The sequence below is a fragment of the Lacticaseibacillus sp. YLM2-1 genome (assembly GCF_056583465.1).
The window spans coordinates 2,855,287-2,875,070 of the sequence record NZ_CM152617.1; the positions used below are offsets into that span (position 1 = coordinate 2,855,287).

The following is a 19,784-nucleotide window of genomic DNA, read 5'->3' on the forward strand; positions in this document are numbered from 1 at the left end:
TGTCAACCTCCTTCTTAGTAGTTGTCAATGATGTCGCCGACAGGATCACCAGCACCACTATTCGAGCTGCCGCCTTTGCTTGAGCCGCCGCCCATTTTGGACAGAGCCAAGTAAATCAACGCCAGAGAGATCCCGATGGCACCAAGGCCGATCAGGGTAATCTCTTTAACTGTTGCCAAAACAAAACCAAGCGCAAAGAATGGCCATACTTCACGGGTCGCCATCATGTTAATAACCATGGCATACCCAACGGCAACAACCATGCCCCCGCCAATGCCAAGGCCAGCGGTCAACCAGTCAGGCATTCTTTCAAGCAATGCCCGAACAGGACCAGCACCAACGGCTAGAATCAAGCCAGCTGGAATGGCAATACGCAGGCCTTGCATGCAGATCGCAATCCATTGCCACATATCAATCTTCCGGAAACTGCCTTCTTCAGCAGCTGCATCCATAAAGTGAACAATCGCGGTTGCCAAGGTACGTACCAAAGTGGTCAGCAACAAACCGGCAACAGCCAGTGGAACCGCAATCGCGATCGCTGAACTGATACCTTTTGTGCCCTGACCGCCAAGAACCAGAATAATAGCAGATGCAACAGATGCCAAAGCGGCATCAGGTGCGACAGCAGCGCCAATGTTGGCCCAACCTAAGGCAATCATTTCCAATTGGCCGCCTAGAATCAAGCAAGGTGCCAAATTGCCGGTCACAAGTCCGATCAACGTGCACGCGATAACTGGCTGATGGAAATGAAATTCATCCAAAATACCTTCCATACCAGCAAGGAATGACACGATGAGGACCAGAATGACTTGAATAAAGTTTAAAGTCATAAGTCTTCTTCCTCCGTTTCAAAAAAATTACTTCTGTGCATTCAGTTCGTCTTGGGCTTTCTTCAAAATTGCATCCATGTTCTCGGCATGGTCTGCAGGCACCTTGCGAACATCAAATTTGACACCGTCTTTTTCCAATTGATGGAAAGTGTCGATATCTTTTTGATCAAAGGCCAACACCTTGTTCGGCTGAACCTTACCAACTGAATGGGACATGGAACCAATGTTAAGTTCCTTGAGTGGAACGCCGCCTTCGATTGCTCGAAGTGCATCCTCAGGTGTTTCAAATAATAGCAATGCACGTTGCCCGCCGAAATGCTTATCGTCTTTAGCGATCTTAATCATCTGATCGATAGGAATAACATGCGCCTTAACGCCCGCTGGTGCAGCTTCCTTAATCAGATTCTTTCGCAAGTCGTCTTTAGCAACTGAATCAGAGACAACAATGATGCGTGTCGGGTTGGTTGTCTTGGTCCAGGTTGTGGCAACCTGACCATGTAGCAACCGAGAATCAACCCGCGCCAGAACATACTCAAGTGAGCCTGGCTGACCAGCATTCGAAGTAGTTGGTGCTGCTTGGGCAGCTGGCTTCGTCACTTTGTCCAGTGATTCTGGCTTGATCTTGATACCTTCACGTCCAGCATCGAGCAGATGTGCTGCAATATCCTGTGCAGAATCCATCGAAAGTCGTGAACCATACGCTTCAATCAGCATCGGTAAATTCAGTCCGGTCACGATTGCCCATTTATCCTTATGCGCCTCATAAATCGAGTTCGCTTGGTTAAATGGTGAGCCGCCCCATAAGTCGATCAAGAAAAGCACTTCATCGTCTGGGTCGAACTTAGCGATCGCATCTTCGAGGTGCTTGTGTAAGTCATCTGGACCTTCATCGGGCATGAAGGTCACAGCTTCGACTTTTTCTTGCTCACCGAAGATCATTTGACCGGATTGCTTGATGCCAGCAGCGAATTGGCCGTGACTAGCAAGAATAATTCCGACCATTTTTACGCCTCCTAAAAATTTGTGGTTGCCTTGAAAATAATATCTGCAATAAACGAAAATAATCTAAAAAACAAGGCTTCCCAATAGAATAGTATGACGTCCTTCGCACAGCTATGCAAGCATTTTCACTTGAAAAGGGTGCATAAAAAGAAGCGCATACATTCTCTATGCACTTCTGAAAAGCGATTTCGCTGAATTGGTCTATTGGTAAGTACCAATTTTGCCTATGTTGGATTAAGCCTTTTGCGAATATTGATCGGAATCGGTAAAGACTGGGTCCAAAATTTTAGTGCTCATCCAAATCAAAACCAAAAATAATCCTGTCGCCAACCCTGCCATAACGATCCAACTAACATGAGCACTAGCAAGGTTCGCAATCGTGAAGAAAATCACTTGTCCTACTGGCATGCCGATCAATGCTGCCAAGTTGACCACCCCTGCTGTCGTACCCATCTGCTGTTCAGGCACTTGCCGCATCATCACGGTGGCTAAACGTGGATTGATTTTGCCCATCAGATATGCTGTCATAAAGCTGAACCCCAGTGCCGCCACGATCGAATGGAGCAGGAAAAAGCTGCTGCTTAAACCCACTATGGCCGCCATCAGCAGACTTAGCAATTTGAACGTGCTCAAACGCTGCAAACCATCCTTGGCAAATAAAGCTCCAAAGATAAGGCCGACAGAAAACACAACATTGATGATTGCAACGGTGGTTCCAAAGTCGCGCAGCCATAGGTCTGGCTCCTGCACAAGCGTGATATTCATCAACCCGTCAACGGATGAGCCAAGCGTATTGACTAACATCGCGAAGAGAATAACCGCGAATAGGAATTGATTGCCAGTAAGAAACTTAAGAACTGCCCGGATGTTACCGATAACTGGCTGTGACTTGCCCGTTGTCACTGGCGGTTCTGCTTGCTTCAATTGCTTTTTTCGGAAGACAAGCGTCACAGCGGCTAGTAAGAAGGTCAACGCATTGAGCAAGCCAAAAAGTGCGTAATTGTGATTCAATAACACGATCAAGCTGGCTCCAAGCCCTTGAAAAACCAGTTGCACGGTTGAACTCGTTGCACTTTGGAAACTTAAGGCAGTGTTAAGCTCTTTTGCGGGAATCAAGCGATGCAGGAGCGGCAGCGTCAAACCATTGCCGTACTGACCTAACGAATCGGAAACAATATTGATTAAAAGTAATGATAGAAATAGCGGAAAACTGGCCGGTAGTAAAATCATGACCGCTAAACTTAGGAACAACAACATTTGTCCCAAACGGGTTGCCACCATGTGCCGAGTTTTAGCATGTGTCCGATCTGCCAGACTCCCAGTTAAAAGCGACAGCATGGTCGGCACGCTGGTTGCCATGGCGGCTAACGTCACCGCCAGACTTTTGAATGGCATAGTTGCGGCATAAATGATGAACACAATATTATAGAGGCTATCACCAATCCCACTTAACAAACTGGCATTTAAAATCGCACGATACCCGCGATTGGTAAGATATTCATGCATCTCAATCTTCCTCCTCAAGGTGCTTACTGGTTTCTAAACACGCCTATGAGTTTTCAAAACGCGTTCACTGCCGCAGAAACCTGCTCATAAGGACCGCAACCTTAAAAATGGCCAAAACCCTGCCATTTAAGGTTGCGCCCGCTTATGCTCCGGTTTCTAAACACGCCTATGAGTTTTCAAAACGCGTTTACTGCCGCAGAAACCTGCTCATAAGGACCGCAACCTTAAATGGCCAAACCCCCGCCATTTAAGGTTGCGCCCGCTTATGCTCCGGTTTCTAAACGCGCCAGTTCACGCTCTGCTTATTTGTATCTAGAGTGTACGCAGGGTAAAATCGGATTGAGGTGAAATTCCACTATGGTAGAAAAAATAAAGGCCACAAATGGTGCGGTTTTTCGGCAGTTGCGACATAATCATCAGCTAACCTTAGCGCAAGTGGCAGACGACCATAATTCGATTGCTTTTATCAGTAAATTTGAGCAAGGCAAGTCTAATATCAGCTTTTCGCGTTTAACCCATTTGCTGTCTCGCATTAATATCTCTGTCGAAGAATTTGTTTTTATCCGTGATCTTCAATCCGGCGTTGTGCCGACATCGAATGATCCTAATTTTGTGTACAACACCTTAACGCATCGCGCCTTTGTCGAAGTGCTTGACTATCAGAATCGCTTTTCAACTCAGGAACCGACACCAGCAGACTATGCTTATTTCCTCAAAAAGGAGCAGGAATGGCAAGCTCGTTATGCCCAAGACCACAACCGCCAAACCCGCTTCGAGCTGATCAGCATTCAACTTTTTCGGCTAACCATGATTGATCGGGTTAACCAATTAAACCAACCATCTCCATTCAAAAGTGTCGCTGACGCTATGGCCCAACTTCAGGCTTTGGCAAAGCCAGTCGTGAGTTATCTTTATTCGGTCGAAACATGGAACTACTTTGAACTCTATTGGTTTCGCCATCTTATGGTCGCCCTACCGACAGCCACGATTCAAAACCTACTGCCACTTGCCATCAAACGCTCGGAAAAGTATCGTGCTTTTAACCAAATTCGCAATATCCGAATCAGGACACTTTTTGCGGCCTTCTCCGTTTTTATTAATGATCGGCAGCTCACCGATGCGAAAAAAACGCTCGATACTGCCAAGACTTTATTGCATGACAGTGACGATTTGACCAACGCCGCTATGTTACTTTTTTTACGCGGTTGGTATCACGTCATTGCCGATCAGCCTGAAATTGGCTGGGAGTTGTGCCATCAGGCTATTAGCTTGGCACACATCCTTGACCAGCCTAAACAAGAACAACAGTTGCGTTATTCATTAGAATTTATTCATCAAAATGTCAACAATCCGGAAAAAAGTGCTTTCTTCCTTTAAACTTAATTATCGGCAGTTGAAGTTTCACGTGGAACTTTTGAGCATTTGCAAGACACGCTTCTGGCAATCTTCTCACTAATGGCGTCCTAATGGCGTCAAAAATCGGTACTGGAAAGTGTCTTTTCTCAGTACCGATTTTTGACTGCATGATTGCTGGCGCGGATCTTTAAGCTTCTTGGCTACACCCTTTTGCTGCTGCAAGCCGTTCAATTGCAGGAAGCCACGTCGCCGTCCATGCTGGTGCCCCCAATTGCGCCAGCATTTTTTTTAATTGCAAAAACTCTTGCCGTCCTTGTAACGCCACCACTTTGTCGGATGAATAAATCATAAGTAATCGTTTCACACAAGCAATCTGAAACTCAATGCCTAGATCACCAACAGTTGCTTGCCCGATAAGATTCAGAGCATTTCGTGCCTCAGTCAATTTACCCGCTGCCACATAGCGAAGCACAGCCGCTAGAAACGTGCGGTTAGCAAGATTAAAATGATCCTGCGGCGTGTTAGGACGTTGTATCTGATTTGAAAAAGCAGCTATCAGTTGACTCAGCTCATCCAGGCCAATAATTTTAGCCAATTGGACGGCAATCAGTCGTAATAGTAACGACCAGTCAGCCGTCGTCATCAGCAATGACTGCGCTTGTGATTGCTCATGCGGCAAAATTGAAAAGCGTTCCGGCGCGTCATTATGTAAGGTCAAATGTAACAACAGGCGTTGATTAACATTGGCGAGTGGCAATTGACGTAAAATGCTGGCCAATTCCTGAACGTCAGCGTGACGCGCAGCCGCCAAATAACGTTGTAAAAAAGGTTGCTTATCCCTAGAACGAGGTTTTGCAAACACATCCCAATCTAAATTCAACTGATCCAACAACAAAAAGAAACGATCAGCAGCTAACTGCGAGGTACCATTTTCAAACTTTGACAAACTTGACACCGATAAAATGCCATGCGCTGCCATTTTTAAAGTCAGTCCTCGTTCCCTACGTAATAACTTAAATTGTCTACCAATCGTCATCTCGCAGCCCCCTCCTCCTTAAGAAACCGCTGCCAACTAGTTGTTAACAATTGAGCAAAAAATGGTGACTCTAATAACCGCAAACTGGCTAACAGTTGCTCAACCGCTGCCGTTGCTGCTCGATGCTTACCGCGATGGTACACCAATAATTGCTGCTGATACCGAAGCATCAATCGGGAATAGAGATCATCCGGCGGCACTGGCATACTGGTCGCAATGGTTAGCAAGCGAACTGCTTCACTAAACTCACGCCGATGGATCAGTAACGCAATGCTATTCGTGAGAATCGCCCACAAATATTGATCGCGCGTCCGGTGACTCTCGGTTTTTGGCATATCCAGTAACATCCCTGCCACTAAACTAACCAACTGTTTACTGTCGAAAAGCACCAACGTCGCCGCAAAAAGATCCAGCTCATAAAGTCCCCAGTGCTTAATTCGTTTTAAGTAACGCATAACGTCAGTCTTCATGGCTGGTGTTGTTTGAAAACTCGGGTCACTGAACCCGTTGTGCGCCATGATGTTAATCTGATTAAGTCGGTAAAAAATAAGCCCCGTTTCCCGCCATAACCGATACTGTCGCTTAGCCAATGCCAGTAGCGCCGGTTTCCCAGCAACAGTCGCCCGGTTCACCTGCTGGAAAAAGTTATCCTGATTCAAGGCGCGGTATCCTTGTTGGATGGATTCAACGTCTTGATCAAACCGTGTTAATAATTTTAAAACAACTGCCGCACTCAGTTGCGTCTCCCCACGTTCAAACCGCGACAAAGTTGCAGCTGTCGTAATCCCAGCTGCAATTTCTTCTAATGAATCATTTTCCTCGAGACGTAAAGCCCGCAAATATGCCCCGATTTTGACATGTTCTTCTGGCATCAGCACCCGACCCTTTTATGAGAACTTTATTAGACAAACTTAACACGTTTTGCCATTTTTTCAAAATATCTTACTACTTATTGCACCTCAAATTTGAATATTTTTGTTTTTAAACGCTGCCTAAACATGGGTGCTAGTCCCAAGAATTTTTTACGCATTTTTCTGATAGACATCAGGCAGTAGCGAAAATTCAATGGACGCGGCCATGCCAGCGCCTTAGCCTTGGCGGTCGCTACTCCGAATTTTCACAAAACCAGCTCAGACTATCGAAGCGTGCCCAACAAGCATCAGAAGAGCGAATCCTTCTACTGTGCCATCTAAAACGTGTGAGCAGACGTAGAAACTGCACTTGCTCACGCTCTGCCATTATAAATTGACATCCATCCCTGACTCCGCTAAACTCAATTTTGACATTTAAATACACCACCAAGAAATAGAGGTTGCGGTGGGCAACGAAAACTGGGGAGTGCCGTATCATGTTGAACCAGTTGTAAGTGCCACCGCCGAAATGTTGCACGATATTCGGATCGTGCGCATTGGGCCATGGGTGCATAACCCATGGACTGTCGAAGCACTCGCTTCGGGGCGCTATGATTCTGGTTTATGACTAAAATCGATGGAATCGACCTTTATTGCGGTATCACAACACAATAAGGTCGATTTTTTGTTTCCAGCTCTATTTCCCACTACAAGAAGGGAGAAATGTCAGTTATGAAAAAGCATTGGGTTGCACGTTTAGGCGTGCTGGGGTTCGCCTTGAGCCTCTTACTAGGCAGTTTTGCTGCCACCCCGGTCAATGCTGCTAGTGATAGCGGCACGTTTAAAGTCGGCATGGAGGCTGGCTATGCGCCATTCAACTGGACGCAAACCACCAGCGCTAACAACGCCGTCAAGATTCAAGGTAGTCAGGAATACGCTAACGGCTACGATGTGCAGATTGCACGGAAGGTTGCCAAAGCCTTACACAAAAAGGTAGTCGTCGTCAAAACATCTTGGGACGGATTGCCACCAGCTCTGACTTCAGGCAAAATCGATGCCATCATCGCCGGCATGTCACCGACACCTGATCGTCGCAAGACCATCGATTTCAGTAATCCCTACTACATCTCCAACTTGACGATGGTTGTTCGCAAAGACAGCAAGTATGCCAAAGCCAAGAGCATTGCGGATTTTAAGGGTGCTAAAATCACCGCCCAGCTCAGCACCTATCATTATCAGGCGATCAATCAAATCAAGGGTGTCGTCAAGGAACCGGCTATGAACGATTTTCCAGCTATGCGTGTGGCCTTGGAATCCGGAACCATTGATGGTTACGTTTCCGAAGTGCCTGAAGGGATCACGGCAGAACGTGCTAATCCTAACTTGATGTATATCCATTTTGCAAAAGGTCAGGGTTTTAAAACCGATGCCAGTGACACGAATCTGGCGATTGGCTTGCGCAAGAATGATCCGAATAAAGCAAAGATCAATGAACTACTTGCCACAATTTCAAGTAAAGAACGAGCACAGCTGATGAATGAAGCTGTCGATAACCAGCCATCAACTGAGAGCAATGGCAACTGGTTCATCGCGATTATGAAGCAATATGGTCCAATGCTGTTACGCGGGACAGGCATGACCTTACTGATTTCCCTTGTTGGGACAATCGTCGGCTTTATCATCGGGTTGTTAGTCGGGATTATCCGGACAACTCCTAAGCCGAAAAAACTCGGTCAGCGCGGCTTACGCGCCGTGATCAACTGGCTGCTGTCGTTGTACATCGAAGTTTTCCGTGGCACGCCAATGATTGTTCAGGCCGCGGTCCTATATTATGGTGCCGCACAAGCTTGGCATTTGAACATGGACCGGACCACCGCTGCCTTATTGATTGTTTCGATCAACACTGGGGCCTATATTTCCGAAATTATCCGTGGTGGGATTATCTCGGTTGACGAAGGTCAATTCGAGGCTGCCAACGCTCTGGGAATGACCCATCTGCAAACCATGATGAAGGTTATTTTGCCTCAAGCCGTACGCAACTCACTGCCAGCTGTGACCAACGAATTTATTGTCAACATCAAGGATACGTCCGTTCTGTCCGTTATCTCTGTCTCCGAATTGTTCTTCAGTGGTGAGACAATTGCCGGACAAAGCTTCCAATTCTTCCACACCTATCTGATTGTCAGCGCCATCTATCTCATCATGACCTTCACAATCAGTCGCCTATTCCGATTAATTGAAAAGCATCTCGACGGGCCAAAAGATTACAACGTCATGACCAACCAGATGCAGGTCGAAACCCCGAAAACTCGTACGGCAAAGGAGGGCTAATCCATGGCAAACGAACCTTTAATCCAAGTCAAAAATTTAAAAAAGGCCTTTGGCAATCACGAAGTTTTGACCAACATCAATCTGGACGTGAATGCCGGTGAAGTCGTTTCGATCATTGGCCGTAGCGGCTCTGGGAAATCAACACTTTTGCGAAATATCAACCTTTTGGAAACCCCAACTGGCGGGGATATCCTTTTCCACGGAAAAAGTATTTTAAGCGATGAAGAGAAACTAAGCACTTATCGCGCCAAAGTTGGGATGGTCTTCCAGAGTTTCAATCTGTTCAACAACATGACGGTGTTGCAAAATGTGATGGTTCCGCAACAAACGGTTTTAAAGCGCGACGCTGCCACAGCTAAAGCGCACGCCCTCGACTTGTTGAAGCAGGTCGGGATGGATCCATTCATCGCTGCAAAACCGGACCAATTATCTGGCGGTCAAGAACAACGTGTCGCCATCGCGCGGGCTGAGGCGATGGATCCAGAAGTGTTGCTCTTCGACGAACCAACCAGTGCACTTGATCCGGAAATGGTCGATGATGTCTTAAACACGATGACTGCTTTGGCACATACTGGTTTAACCATGATCATTGTGACCCACGAAATGGCCTTCGCGCGCGAAGTGTCCGATCGGGTCTTCTTCATGAACAATGGCGTTATTGCCGAAGCAGGCACACCGGATCAGATCTTCGGCGATCCACAGCAACCTGAAACAAAAGAGTTCTTGAAACGGTACTTGAACCGAATCTAAACCTATGGCCCGATTCTTGGGCAACAAGAGCTTGAGACATAATTCTCAGTCAAACGAATAAAAAGGAACAATTTTCCGATTGTTGTGGGAAAAATTGTTCCTTTTTAGTTTCTCGTGGATTATTTTACTGCGATTTTAAAGACCGTAGTGCCAAGGCGAAGCAATCGTAGGCCAGATGGGGCTCAGCCGTGCAAACAACACAGCCACTGGGCTTTGTCGCTGATGTTGTTAGGCGACTTCGAGACCGCGGGCTTTGCGGGCTCGAAGCGCCGTCTCCGCTCTAGCTCCGCGTCGCCACCCCAGCTGGCCGGAGATTGCGGAGTTTGGCACGGCAAAGAACTTTTAACCAAGTCCCTTTTACAACGATTTTACTTTTTTGACTGCTGCTCACGCTTCTGCTTACGGTGTTCACTCCACGTATCCAAGCTCACCACAATAAGAAACAGGAAAAAGCCGCCAACGACCGATTCTAGTGTCAAAATCAAATAACGCATGGCCAAGTAGCCCTTACCGCCTGTGACATCCCGATAGCCGACGTAGCCAAATGTCATGAGAATAGCCAGTCCTAAAACCAGCAACGTGTACATCAGCGTTCGTTTTAAAATGCGTTTGAATGTCGTCATGCGGTGACCTGCTTTCTAATGAGTCTTACTTATTATCTTTCAAAATCGTATCAGCTTGCTTCTGCAAATTCGTCAGTACTGTTTTGGGCTCAGCATTTTTTGAAACGGTTTGGTCCACAGCATCAAGCAAGTTATTGCGGTACGTATTGTAACCAATAAATGGCGTTGAGGAGAACGCATCGTCATAAGCATCCACTGCTGCCTGATAGGTCGGATTCTCTTTCAAGTAGGCTTGATACGCGCTGGACTGGGTTGCGGTCTTCACAACCGGCACATAACCGCTAGCCTTAGCCCATTGCGTTTGAATCTTGGTGCTCATCAGGAATTTCATGAAGGTAACCGCACCTTTGATCTGATCAGCTGAAGCGCCTTTGAAAACGGAAATCCCATTGTTGCCCAGTACAGAACTGGCCTTGCCAGCAAAGCTTGGCATCACAGCGGTTCCCCAGTGCATGGACTTCGGCGCTGTTGCTGCAATTTGCTGAATTGTCGCACTAGAGCCAAACCCGGCAAAAATTTTACCTTGAACAAATGGCACGTTAAAATAATTGTCCAAGCCGGCAGTGACCGCCGTCTTATCTTTTAACATGGTCGTGATGGCGGTCATAGCCTTGATGCTGGCCGGTGTGTCAATTTTTGCCTGATACTTCGGCGTGATCAGGCGATTACCAGCATCATAGGCCAAGGTTTCAAATTCAAAATCATAACTTTTGTTGAATGCGACCCCAGTAATGCCGTCGTCTTTGAGCTGCTGACTCATTTTAGTCAGTTCTTCCCAAGTCTTGGGCACGCTGAGATGGTACTTATCCAAAATATCCTTGTTATAGAACATCAATCGTGTCCCAGTGGCAAATGGAATTTGGTAATATTTACCTTCATACTTCAAGTTTGTCGCAATGCCCGGATAAATGGCTTTGAGCTCATTTGCGGAAAATTGTGACTTCACCTGACTGTCAATGTTAACTAACATCCCGTCATGCACGTATTCAGGAATAATCGTATCAGTTACCTGCCCAATGGTTGGCAACGTGCGAGACTTCGCTGAAGCCAGATACTTTTTTTGTAGGTTATCATAAGACCCTTGCGAAGTAGCAACAACTTTGTACTGCTTTTGACTGCTGTTGAACGTCTTGATATAACCTTCAAGCGCCTTGTTATAATTTCCTGTCATGCGGTGCCAGAATGTAATCGTCACTGGCCCCTTCGTACTCTTTTGCGCTGAACTGCCGCTACCGCAAGCAACCAGCAGGACTGCCATCAACACTGTCGCAAACCCAAGCAACCAACGTCTCTTCATCATTTTCCCTCCATCATCGCGGTTTGTCGTGAACAGAGACAACTTGACCTATCCCTATTCGGATATAAGTGCGTTGTCGTCAACCACGAATAGTATACCAATACTTACCGGATCAAGGGGAACTAAAGTCAAAAAAAAAGAAAGCGTATGCCTTCTTTTTTAGCATGAAGCTATGGGATGATGTCAGGCTTGTTCTTCGGTCAATTTTAGATAGAAATTAGCCAGTGTCATCGTGCGATATGGTATGACCCAAATTGACGCTAAGCCAAACGTGATCATTTCCAACAACCACCAACCTAGGAAACTGAGGAGCAAAACGAAGAACTCCCACTTATGGCCGTACATCAATTGACGGCTGCGCGTGACAGCCTCGGTATAGCCAATTGGCTGGCCAGCATCAATGGCATCACGATAAATCAACTGGGCTTGTGAATAAGCCAATCCTTTGACAATCCCGGGAATAACCAATAACAACATCCACAGGCTGACCCAAACGACTTGCAGCAAACCGATCAGCAAGCTGCCGAGAAAATATTCGCCGCGTTCAAAAATTTTGAACATCTGCGTCCAGCTAAACCGGTGATCAGATCGACCGCGCAACCCGTCAATCATGGCGAAGCTGACACCGATCATGAGCAGCGCTGTCAGCAAACCGATAAATGTCACTGCTGTCTGCCACATTGCGATGTTGTTCCAATAACCATTTGTCATCATCCGCCGGCTGCCATGAGCCACGACACGGATACCAGCTCGATGCATATTTTCATTAAGCGGGAATGGCACCAGCGCCACAAAGGCTGTCAATAATAATGCCGGTAAACTAATCCGTAAATAATAGCTAAAGTTGGGATTCAGCTCAGCCTTGGCCTGATCTTTTAAAGAAGTACGATCCATAGATATTCCCCCTCTAACTGTGACAAGTCATCACAATCCTTGGGGTTATCATAACAGAAAAAGACGGTTGAGTTATACAAACTTCAACCGGACATTGGGATCAAGTTGCGGTTCACCGGGAACAATAGCAAAGTGATCACCGCTGACTGTTAATTCTGTTTCTGCTTTAAAAAACCCACTCGTATAACTTTTGATCAATACCGGCCCCACCGGCGAATCAAGGTGTGCATCATACACATCGGGCACATTGGTACGCGGTAGAATCAATAAATTGAATTTCGCCTGTCCTGATGTTTTTGATGGCCGTGAATAAGGACCAATACCGTCATTAATATCAAGGATTAGCGCCTTATCAGCATGTAACATCGGCGCCAATCGTGAGGCGGCCACAGCAGATACATTAAGCTCCATATTTTGCCCCCAAAAGTAAAATAATCCTTGTCACCAATATTATGGCGCCCGACCGATCAAGATACAACTCTCTTGTAAAAATTTCACCAAATGCCTAAAATTGGGTTAAACTGAATTTAACCCGATGTGATTTTATTCAGCTAGGACGAGGTGTGCCATGAATATTTATTCGGCTTTAAAGTTTATCCAAATCGATCATGAGCCAGTCAATCACCTGCAAGTTGTCATCACTGATCAAAGCGGCAAGCCTGATGCCGGCATGACCGACTTATTGGCTGACTGCTTGAACAAAATTGACATTTTCGTTGACCTTAGCACAACCGATCGGGTCAGCGATGTGATTGATGACCTCAATCTGCTCACCCCGCTGCCCTATGATGTCCTTGAAGAATATCAAAAAATTCTTGAGCAGCCGATCACCGGCGTCAATATTGCGATGAAAAAGCAGTTGATCGAGTTGATTTACGCACCAATGGTTTAGGTTTGTTTATTTTATCATAATAGCGCGGCCATTTTTACCGGTGTCTTATCCCGGCGAAGATGACGCGCTTTTTATGTGCCTGCGGAATCCCTTCTTTAGTGAAAAATCTTGCCTGATTCTTGTTGTAACAGTTTCACTTAGGTCTATTTTCTGCTATTCTGACGAAAACGGAGGCGAGGAAATGGAACAAACGGGACAAGCGCTACCAGCAACCATTCAACGAATTTGGCGGGCAAGTGCGGCGTTGTGGGCGCTAGTGCTCATGATCATCGGTTTGGGACTCATTGCCGCTTGGTTTTTCTGGCATTGGTCCTTTTGGCTTGGGTTGGGTCTTATTGGCATTGCGATTATTCAACTGCTGTTCCGATTAGCACTTGTGCCGTATCGCTATCGTTTTTGGCGCTACAACATCACGCCAACCGCGGTTTTCTTGCAAAAAGGCTTTTTCTTCCAAAAAAATGAAGCCATTCCGATTTCGCGGATTCAAAATGTCACGTTAGAAGCCGGTCCTTTACTTCAGTGGCAGACACTGCAACAAGTCAACATCGAAACCGCCAGCACCGCTCACGTGATTGATGGTGTGACGCGACCAGTGGCCGACCAATTGCGCAATCAAATCCTCCAATTGGCTCAGGAGGCGCGCGATGAAGACTGACCAACCGCAACGACTCGCGCCTGTCGCGCTACTAATTATTTGGATCAGAGGCTTTATTTCGTGGTGGCCGTTATTTGTTGGCGGAGGGCTTTCAATACTGCGCGCAGACATGAGCTTCAATCAATTTCTATTGTGGGGCGGCCTAATTGTTGGCGTTTTGGTACTCACCCTCATCTGGTCAATCCTGCATTATTTGCGATTTACCTATCTTGTTGCCCCGAACGGTCTGACCATCAACAGTGGTGTGTTGGTTCGTAAAGTCAATCACATCCCTTATGACCGTATTCAGACGGTACAACGGCAACAATGGTTTTTTCTAAAGCCACTCGGTCTCGAACAGGTTGCCATCGAAACAGCTGGCAAAGAATCAAAAAAAGCCGAAGGAATGCTCTCGGCCGTGCCAGTAGCCGTAGCTGATACCATCAACCGCTACCGTCAAGGAAACGTTCAGCCAGTGACACCTGATGCGACTGATAATCAGGCTATCCCTGCTGCACCCGATCAAACAAGCACCACCGCCGCACCAGCCGCGCCTGTGGCAGATGCGGCCTATAAAATCAACGGCCATGATCTTAATCAATACGCGCTCACTTCACTAGGCTTCATCCCCATCATTTCCGGGATTCTTTGGTTAACACAAAAAGCTCAAGAATACCTGCCAGATAGCTGGTACAAGAATGCTGAGCATGCCATCACTGGCTTAGCGGTTTACCTTATTATCGGTCTGACACTTATTATTCTCATTCTAGGTTTCCTGATCTCCTATTTGAATATTATTCAAAAATACTACCACTTCACTTTGGACCGAACCGGTGACGAACTACGAACCAGCCGCGGCTTTTTTCAAACCAATACGGTCAGTGCCCGACTGTCACGCTTGCAGGCGGTTCGCTTTAAGCAGAGCATTTTGCGGCAATGGCTGCATCTTAGCACCGTTCAGGCGTTATTAGCCTCAAGCGCCGCTGATGACCAGCAAAATAATGATCTGGTCCTGATGCCGGTTATCCCAGAACGGCAAGCACTCAGCAGCATGCGGGCATTCGTCAGCTGGTTGCCGGAAACATCACCGAAACTGCAACCAATCCCAGTTAGCAACCGCTGGTACTACATGCGCAACATGGTCCTAGGTCATCTGACACTACTGGTGTTGCCGGCTGTGCTCGCAAGTGTGTTTTGGTTGCACGTCAGTTGGTGGCTGTGGCTGGTACTGGCTGGCTTGATTTGGTTAGTCGTCATGGCGTTGCAAGGTCAATATGCGGCAACCACAGCCGCCATTGCTATTGCGCCACCTAAGCAACTTATCATTCAAGTCGGTGAAATGTGGACAAGGCAACGTTATTTTGTCCGTAAAAAAGACATTCAAGCCATGACGATCAAACAATCTATCTGGATGAAGGCGCGTGGCGTTGCCCATTTAGAGGTGCATATTCGCAAAGGCAACAGCGATCAGACAGTCAACTCCCGCTATATGGCCGTTGATTTGGCCAAGCAGATTATGACTTGGTATCAGCCATTACCATCAGTGCCGCAAGAAGGAGACAATCATGCTGCTTAATCGTATCCAGTACACCCCGCCAAAATCAAAAACCGCGTATCCATTCAACTTGCCTTGGCAAGCTTCCTTTCGTGACCTGACATTGTCGCAACCCGTCACGATTTTGACAGGCGACAATGGTAGTGGCAAGTCTACTTTGCTGAATGCTATTGCTGCTAATTACAATGCAATCCTCATGAGTGGGGCTTCCCTTGATGAGGACCCGGAATATCAAAATAGCCGTGCCTTAGCCCGTTGTCTCAAGTTGACTTGGCAATATCGGACGAAGGCAGGCTTTTTCTTTCGGGCAGACGATTTTATCTCATTCATTCGCGCAACCCGTGGCCGGATCAAATACGCGCAGACACAGCTTGAGCAACTGGCACCCGATAGTTTGGAACGCTTGCCTTATCTCAATACACTCAGTGCCATTCACCATCTTTATCAAGTTGATCTCGACAAGCTTTCCCATGGTCAGGCGTTCCTTGCTTTATTTCGTGCTCGACTGCGCCCAAATGCACTTTACCTGCTAGATGAACCAGAATCACCGCTCACGCCGGAAAATCAGCTCAGTCTATTAGCCTTACTACATGATGCGGTAGAAAATGGCTCGCAGTTTATCATTAGTACACATTCGCCGATTCTCATGGCCTATCCGAATGCGCAACTACTGGCGTTGGGTGACACACTAACACCCACTCAATATGATCAAATCGAACATGTCGCTTTTCTACGTCACTTTTTAGATGATCCGCAACGATTTATTTATCACCTGTTAAACGACTGACCCGTTGCAATCACACACCTGGCTGTTCTAAGGTGGGGGCGAGCGATCTCCAGCGCGGGTAACTACGCTGGAGATCGCGTTAATGAGGAGGAATAATATGCTGACTTCATCTTGGATCAAACAATTACCGCTGACCGCCATCACGCAAGTCACCCCGGTTGGTGGCGGTGACGTCAATCAGGCATACCGGATCGATACGGCGACAAAGCCTTACTTTTTGCTGGTTCAACCGGGTTATCCTGCTGATTTTTATGCTGGCGAAATAGCTGGCTTAAAAGCATTTGACGAGGCACAAATCTTAGCACCGCGTGTCATTGCTAATGGTCAAATTGAAGGCGATGGTTTTCTGCTACTCAGTTTCCTTACCAGCGGCAATGGGTCGCAGCGCGATTTAGGGCGATTAGTCGCGCATTTGCATCAACATCATGAACCAAACGGCCGATTCGGCTTTGACTACCCTTATGCGGGCACCAGCGTCTCATTTACCAACACCTGGACCGATTCATGGGCAGATCTATTCATTCACCAACGCTTGGACAGACTCGCCGCACACCTGCTTAAAAAGGAGCTGTGGCAAGCCGACGATGAAGCAACCTTCCAACAGGTGCGCACCATCATCAGCAAAACACTGGCCCATCATCACAGCGATGCTTCCCTGCTGCACGGTGACTTATGGGGTGGCAACTACATGTTTACTGCCGATGGTCAGCCAGCTCTGATTGATCCTGCAGCAGTATATGGTGATCGCGAACTCGATATCGGGGTAACGACAGTTTTTGGCGGATTCACCCAAGACTTTTACACTGGCTATCAAGAAGTCTACCCACTTGATGCTGGTTATCACTTCCGCCTTGACTTTTACCGGCTGTATTATCTGATGGTTCATCTTGATAAGTTCGGCATGGGTTACGCTGGCAGTGTGGCCGCAGTGATGAATCAAATTCTCGATCATGGCTTAGCTGAATAAATCGCTTCGCTATGTATTTTCGAAACGAAAACTATTTCCCAGGAAATTAAAACAGCAAAACGGCCAACCCACTAGTTGATGGATTGGCCGTTTTGCTATCTTCTAAAAATCAATATTTAAGCGTTCAGCACCTTGTTCAGGAAGCTCTTGGTCCGTTCTTCCTTTGGATGCTCGAAAATGTCTTCAGGCGTGCCTTGTTCAAGGATAGTGCCATTGTCAAAGAAGACAACCCGATCAGCCACTTCTTTGGCGAAGCCCATTTCATGAGTCACGATGACCATCGTCATGCCTTGCTTGGCCAGCCGCCGCATAACACCTAGCACATCGCCGACCATTTCTGGATCCAACGCACTGGTCGGTTCATCAAACAGCATGATATCAGGATGCATCGCCAACGCCCGCGCAATCGCCACACGTTGCTGTTGCCCACCAGAAAGCTGAGCTGGCATCGCATCTGCCTTGTCCGTCAAACCAACAACTTCCAACATGGCTTTTGCCTGCTTGATGGCTTCCTCCTTGCTGGCGATTCCCAGCTCGGTTGGCGCCAAGGTCACATTACCCATCACTGACATGTTCGGGAACAGATTAAAATGCTGGAACACCATCCCGATTTTTTCACGAACTTTGTTGATGTTGGTGCCTTTATGGGCAATATCTTCACCATCAATCAAGATCTCACCGCTTGTGACGGTTTCAAGACCGTTGATCATGCGCAAGACGGTACTTTTCCCCGCACCGGATGCTCCGATCATAACGACCACTTCATTGTTCGCCACATTCAGATTGACACCCTTGACCACATCATTGTCACCGTAACTCTTGTGCACATTTTTCATTTCAACGCGATAATCGCTCATGCCTTCACCTTCTTCTGAACCCAGTTACTCAGCCAGGTCAATAACGTAATAATAATCAAGTAAATCAAGGCGACCATCGTCCAGATCTTGAACCCTTCCATGTTGCGGGCAATGATGATCTTCCCGGTTTGGGTCAGTTCCAGCAAGCCGATGATCGACAGGATTGAGGTATCCTTCAATGTAATAATAAATTGGTTGATGAAACTTGGAATCATGATTTTGATTCCTTGCGGCAAAATAACCTTCCGCATCGCTTTACCAAATGGTAGGCCTAGACTTCGCGCCGCTTCCATCTGGCCCGGATCAACCGCCTGAATACCGCCCTTGACGAAGGCCGCTGTGTACGCCCCTTCGTTCAAGGTCAAAGTTACGATCCCAGCAATGAATGCTGGTACTTTTGATCCAATCAGGCTTGGCACCCCGGTATAGATAAACAGAGCCAAAACCATCAGTGGAAGACCGCGGAAAATGTAAATGAAGGTCGTCGCGACCCCTTGTGCAAATTTATTTGGCAAAACGCCTAACAATCCAACAAGAATCCCAACCAAGGTAGCGAAGAAAATGGCGACAACCGTGAGAACCATTGTCTCTTCCAGGCCGCTCATTAAGGTGCCCCAGTTAGCCTTCAACAAACCGAAGAAAGAACGATCAGTTGTTTGCGCATTGCCAGCGGCAGTTTTTTGGGACTTTGCACTGCCGTTGCCAAGATAACGTTCAATGATCTTATCGTATTGGCCGTTTGCCCGAAGTTTCTTCAAGCCAGCGTTAAACTTCGTGATGAGCGCCCGATTATTCTTCGAAGCTGCAAAGCCGTATGAACCTTCACGGGCTGGCTTACCGATAATTTTCAAGGCCATGCCATTGTTGATCCCGTACTGCATCACCGGTTGATCTTCAAAACAAGCAGCTGAATTACCTGTGATGACGTCCTGATACATATTGTTCGAATCATCAAATGTCACCGTTGAAAAACCGTATTTGTCTTTAATACTGTTGGCATAATCCGCAGAATCAGTCCCGGTCTTAACCGCAACTCGCTTACCGCGCAAATCTTTTAGCGACTTGATAGTCCCTTTTTTTGCCACCGCCATGACCACGCCTGATTTGTAGTAAGGATCACTCATCAAAAACTTTTGTTGCCGCTCAGGTGTAATCGACATGCCAGCAATGACACCATCGATTTGCTTAGCTTCAAGTGCTTGAACCGCCGCATTGAATCCCAGCGGCTTGATCTCAACTTTAAAACCTTCCGTTTTGGCAATTGCCTTAATGAGATCAAGGTCAATACCGACGTACTTGTTATCCTGGTTCGCAAACTCAAACGGTGCAAAGGTCACATCCGTCCCGATTGTATATGTTTTTTGTGCCGCTGCCACTGACTTGCCGGGTAATAAAGCTCCCAGCATTAAAGGCAGGGCGATTAGCAGCCCTAGCAGCCATTTTCGTTTCAACCCTAACACCACGCTTTCTATGATATCCGATTGCAAACTCGTTTAGCTTGCAACAAATGCGCTTTCTGCCCACGATCAGGCTGACTTAAGCGACCTTAATTAAAAAAACTACTTTTTATGCTAGCGGAAAGCAACAGTCGCTGTCCAGTCCTGATGTTAGATTAA

The 19,784-nt window shown here is 47.0% G+C and carries 19 protein-coding genes, 1 pseudogene and 1 riboswitch; of the genes and pseudogenes, 9 read left to right on the forward strand and 11 right to left on the reverse strand.

What is annotated here, in order from left to right; all coding sequences use genetic code 11:
• Positions 1-14: 14 nt before the first annotated feature.
• The 3 genes from AC07KQ_RS13820 to AC07KQ_RS13830 form a co-directional block, all read right to left on the reverse strand.
• Positions 15-830, reverse strand: coding sequence for a PTS mannose/fructose/sorbose transporter subunit IIC (locus AC07KQ_RS13820; protein ID WP_003568238.1), 816 nt, complete (start codon positions 828-830; stop codon positions 15-17).
• A 27-nt stretch (positions 831-857) separates the two neighbouring features.
• A complete protein-coding gene (locus AC07KQ_RS13825; protein ID WP_003568240.1) occupies positions 858-1,832 on the reverse strand; it encodes a mannose/fructose/sorbose PTS transporter subunit IIA in 975 nt (324 codons plus the stop codon).
• Positions 1,833-2,066: 234 nt separating this feature from the next.
• Positions 2,067-3,338, reverse strand: a complete 1,272-nt coding sequence (locus tag AC07KQ_RS13830) for an MFS transporter (RefSeq protein WP_003568242.1) — start codon at positions 3,336-3,338, stop codon at positions 2,067-2,069.
• A gap of 357 nt (positions 3,339-3,695) precedes the next feature.
• Between AC07KQ_RS13830 and AC07KQ_RS13835 the strand changes: the two genes are divergently transcribed.
• Positions 3,696-4,715 (forward strand): helix-turn-helix domain-containing protein, encoded by a 1,020-nt coding sequence (locus AC07KQ_RS13835; RefSeq protein WP_003568246.1) that lies wholly within the window; start codon positions 3,696-3,698, stop codon positions 4,713-4,715.
• 166 nt (positions 4,716-4,881) lie between these two features.
• On the opposite strand, the gene AC07KQ_RS13840 is transcribed toward AC07KQ_RS13835, so the two are convergent.
• Both AC07KQ_RS13840 and AC07KQ_RS13845 read right to left on the reverse strand, forming a co-directional pair.
• Positions 4,882-5,730, reverse strand: a complete 849-nt coding sequence (locus tag AC07KQ_RS13840; RefSeq protein ID WP_003568248.1) for a helix-turn-helix domain-containing protein — start codon at positions 5,728-5,730, stop codon at positions 4,882-4,884.
• Positions 5,727-6,602 (reverse strand): helix-turn-helix domain-containing protein, encoded by an 876-nt coding sequence (locus AC07KQ_RS13845; protein WP_003568250.1) that lies wholly within the window; start codon positions 6,600-6,602, stop codon positions 5,727-5,729. The genes AC07KQ_RS13840 and AC07KQ_RS13845 overlap by 4 nt, the downstream gene beginning before the upstream one ends.
• A 426-nt stretch (positions 6,603-7,028) precedes the next feature.
• Positions 7,029-7,201, forward strand: a riboswitch (Lysine riboswitch).
• A gap of 103 nt (positions 7,202-7,304) precedes the next feature.
• On the opposite strand from AC07KQ_RS13845, the gene AC07KQ_RS13850 reads away from it, so the two are divergent.
• From AC07KQ_RS13850 to AC07KQ_RS13860, 3 genes and pseudogenes are all read left to right on the forward strand, one after another.
• The gene (locus tag AC07KQ_RS13850; RefSeq protein ID WP_003568253.1) at positions 7,305-8,912 is read left to right on the forward strand and encodes an ABC transporter permease subunit; all 1,608 of its coding nucleotides are present in this window, start codon (positions 7,305-7,307) and stop codon (positions 8,910-8,912) included.
• A 3-nt stretch (positions 8,913-8,915) separates the two neighbouring features.
• On the forward strand, positions 8,916-9,662 hold the full coding sequence (locus AC07KQ_RS13855) for an amino acid ABC transporter ATP-binding protein (protein WP_480156573.1): 747 nt from the start codon (positions 8,916-8,918) through the stop codon (positions 9,660-9,662).
• Between the two features lie 147 nt (positions 9,663-9,809).
• Positions 9,810-10,008, forward strand: a pseudogene (locus AC07KQ_RS13860) (hypothetical protein).
• A 22-nt stretch (positions 10,009-10,030) separates the two neighbouring features.
• Here the strand turns inward: AC07KQ_RS13860 and AC07KQ_RS13865 are convergent.
• The 4 genes from AC07KQ_RS13865 to AC07KQ_RS13880 form a co-directional block, all read right to left on the reverse strand.
• Positions 10,031-10,285 (reverse strand): hypothetical protein, encoded by a 255-nt coding sequence (locus AC07KQ_RS13865; RefSeq protein ID WP_003568256.1) that lies wholly within the window; start codon positions 10,283-10,285, stop codon positions 10,031-10,033.
• Between the two features lie 25 nt (positions 10,286-10,310).
• Positions 10,311-11,585, reverse strand: coding sequence for an ABC transporter substrate-binding protein (locus AC07KQ_RS13870; protein WP_003568258.1), 1,275 nt, complete (start codon positions 11,583-11,585; stop codon positions 10,311-10,313).
• Between the two features lie 180 nt (positions 11,586-11,765).
• Positions 11,766-12,476 (reverse strand): DUF975 family protein, encoded by a 711-nt coding sequence (locus AC07KQ_RS13875; RefSeq protein ID WP_013246148.1) that lies wholly within the window; start codon positions 12,474-12,476, stop codon positions 11,766-11,768.
• 72 nt (positions 12,477-12,548) lie between these two features.
• The gene (locus AC07KQ_RS13880) at positions 12,549-12,887 is read right to left on the reverse strand and encodes an iron-sulfur cluster biosynthesis family protein (RefSeq protein WP_003568263.1); all 339 of its coding nucleotides are present in this window, start codon (positions 12,885-12,887) and stop codon (positions 12,549-12,551) included.
• 157 nt (positions 12,888-13,044) lie between these two features.
• On the opposite strand from AC07KQ_RS13880, the gene AC07KQ_RS13885 reads away from it, so the two are divergent.
• The 5 genes from AC07KQ_RS13885 (at position 13,045) to AC07KQ_RS13905 (ending at position 17,311) form a co-directional block, all read left to right on the forward strand.
• A complete protein-coding gene (locus AC07KQ_RS13885; protein WP_003568265.1) occupies positions 13,045-13,368 on the forward strand; it encodes a hypothetical protein in 324 nt (107 codons plus the stop codon).
• 181 nt (positions 13,369-13,549) lie between these two features.
• Positions 13,550-14,023 carry a PH domain-containing protein gene (locus AC07KQ_RS13890; protein ID WP_003568267.1) on the forward strand — a complete coding sequence of 158 codons (474 nt, stop codon included), beginning with the start codon at positions 13,550-13,552 and terminating at the stop codon, positions 14,021-14,023.
• On the forward strand, positions 14,013-15,578 hold the full coding sequence (locus AC07KQ_RS13895) for a PH domain-containing protein (protein ID WP_003568269.1): 1,566 nt from the start codon (positions 14,013-14,015) through the stop codon (positions 15,576-15,578). Before AC07KQ_RS13890 ends, AC07KQ_RS13895 begins: the two co-directional genes overlap by 11 nt.
• Positions 15,568-16,344 carry an AAA family ATPase gene (locus AC07KQ_RS13900; protein ID WP_003568271.1) on the forward strand — a complete coding sequence of 259 codons (777 nt, stop codon included), beginning with the start codon at positions 15,568-15,570 and terminating at the stop codon, positions 16,342-16,344. The genes AC07KQ_RS13895 and AC07KQ_RS13900 overlap by 11 nt, the downstream gene beginning before the upstream one ends.
• 97 nt (positions 16,345-16,441) lie before the next feature.
• On the forward strand, positions 16,442-17,311 hold the full coding sequence (locus AC07KQ_RS13905) for a fructosamine kinase family protein (RefSeq protein WP_013246149.1): 870 nt from the start codon (positions 16,442-16,444) through the stop codon (positions 17,309-17,311).
• A gap of 116 nt (positions 17,312-17,427) precedes the next feature.
• Here the strand turns inward: AC07KQ_RS13905 and AC07KQ_RS13910 are convergent, their stop codons facing one another.
• Positions 17,428-18,168 (reverse strand): amino acid ABC transporter ATP-binding protein, encoded by a 741-nt coding sequence (locus AC07KQ_RS13910; protein ID WP_003568275.1) that lies wholly within the window; start codon positions 18,166-18,168, stop codon positions 17,428-17,430.
• The gene (locus AC07KQ_RS13915) at positions 18,165-19,574 is read right to left on the reverse strand and encodes an amino acid ABC transporter substrate-binding protein/permease (RefSeq protein WP_223602832.1); all 1,410 of its coding nucleotides are present in this window, start codon (positions 19,572-19,574) and stop codon (positions 18,165-18,167) included. Before AC07KQ_RS13915 ends, AC07KQ_RS13910 begins: the two co-directional genes overlap by 4 nt.
• Between the last annotated feature and the right edge of the window lie 210 nt (positions 19,575-19,784).

What these genes read in the sequence shown, in the direction of transcription:
- AC07KQ_RS13820 (WP_003568238.1), bottom strand. Translation starts at nt 830, where the DNA reads ATGACTTTAAACTTTATTCAAGTCATTCTGGTCCTCATCGTGTCATTC.
- AC07KQ_RS13825 (WP_003568240.1), bottom strand. Translation starts at nt 1,832, where the DNA reads ATGGTCGGAATTATTCTTGCTAGTCACGGCCAATTCGCTGCTGGCATC.
- AC07KQ_RS13830 (WP_003568242.1), bottom strand. Translation starts at nt 3,338, where the DNA reads ATGCATGAATATCTTACCAATCGCGGGTATCGTGCGATTTTAAATGCC.
- AC07KQ_RS13835 (WP_003568246.1), top strand. Translation starts at nt 3,696, where the DNA reads ATGGTAGAAAAAATAAAGGCCACAAATGGTGCGGTTTTTCGGCAGTTG.
- AC07KQ_RS13840 (WP_003568248.1), bottom strand. Translation starts at nt 5,730, where the DNA reads ATGACGATTGGTAGACAATTTAAGTTATTACGTAGGGAACGAGGACTG.
- AC07KQ_RS13845 (WP_003568250.1), bottom strand. Translation starts at nt 6,602, where the DNA reads ATGCCAGAAGAACATGTCAAAATCGGGGCATATTTGCGGGCTTTACGT.
- AC07KQ_RS13850 (WP_003568253.1), top strand. Translation starts at nt 7,305, where the DNA reads ATGTCAGTTATGAAAAAGCATTGGGTTGCACGTTTAGGCGTGCTGGGG.
- AC07KQ_RS13855 (WP_480156573.1), top strand. Translation starts at nt 8,916, where the DNA reads ATGGCAAACGAACCTTTAATCCAAGTCAAAAATTTAAAAAAGGCCTTT.
- AC07KQ_RS13865 (WP_003568256.1), bottom strand. Translation starts at nt 10,285, where the DNA reads ATGACGACATTCAAACGCATTTTAAAACGAACGCTGATGTACACGTTG.
- AC07KQ_RS13870 (WP_003568258.1), bottom strand. Translation starts at nt 11,585, where the DNA reads ATGATGAAGAGACGTTGGTTGCTTGGGTTTGCGACAGTGTTGATGGCA.
- AC07KQ_RS13875 (WP_013246148.1), bottom strand. Translation starts at nt 12,476, where the DNA reads ATGGATCGTACTTCTTTAAAAGATCAGGCCAAGGCTGAGCTGAATCCC.
- AC07KQ_RS13880 (WP_003568263.1), bottom strand. Translation starts at nt 12,887, where the DNA reads ATGGAGCTTAATGTATCTGCTGTGGCCGCCTCACGATTGGCGCCGATG.
- AC07KQ_RS13885 (WP_003568265.1), top strand. Translation starts at nt 13,045, where the DNA reads ATGAATATTTATTCGGCTTTAAAGTTTATCCAAATCGATCATGAGCCA.
- AC07KQ_RS13890 (WP_003568267.1), top strand. Translation starts at nt 13,550, where the DNA reads ATGGAACAAACGGGACAAGCGCTACCAGCAACCATTCAACGAATTTGG.
- AC07KQ_RS13895 (WP_003568269.1), top strand. Translation starts at nt 14,013, where the DNA reads ATGAAGACTGACCAACCGCAACGACTCGCGCCTGTCGCGCTACTAATT.
- AC07KQ_RS13900 (WP_003568271.1), top strand. Translation starts at nt 15,568, where the DNA reads ATGCTGCTTAATCGTATCCAGTACACCCCGCCAAAATCAAAAACCGCG.
- AC07KQ_RS13905 (WP_013246149.1), top strand. Translation starts at nt 16,442, where the DNA reads ATGCTGACTTCATCTTGGATCAAACAATTACCGCTGACCGCCATCACG.
- AC07KQ_RS13910 (WP_003568275.1), bottom strand. Translation starts at nt 18,168, where the DNA reads ATGAGCGATTATCGCGTTGAAATGAAAAATGTGCACAAGAGTTACGGT.
- AC07KQ_RS13915 (WP_223602832.1), bottom strand. Translation starts at nt 19,574, where the DNA reads ATGCTGGGAGCTTTATTACCCGGCAAGTCAGTGGCAGCGGCACAAAAA.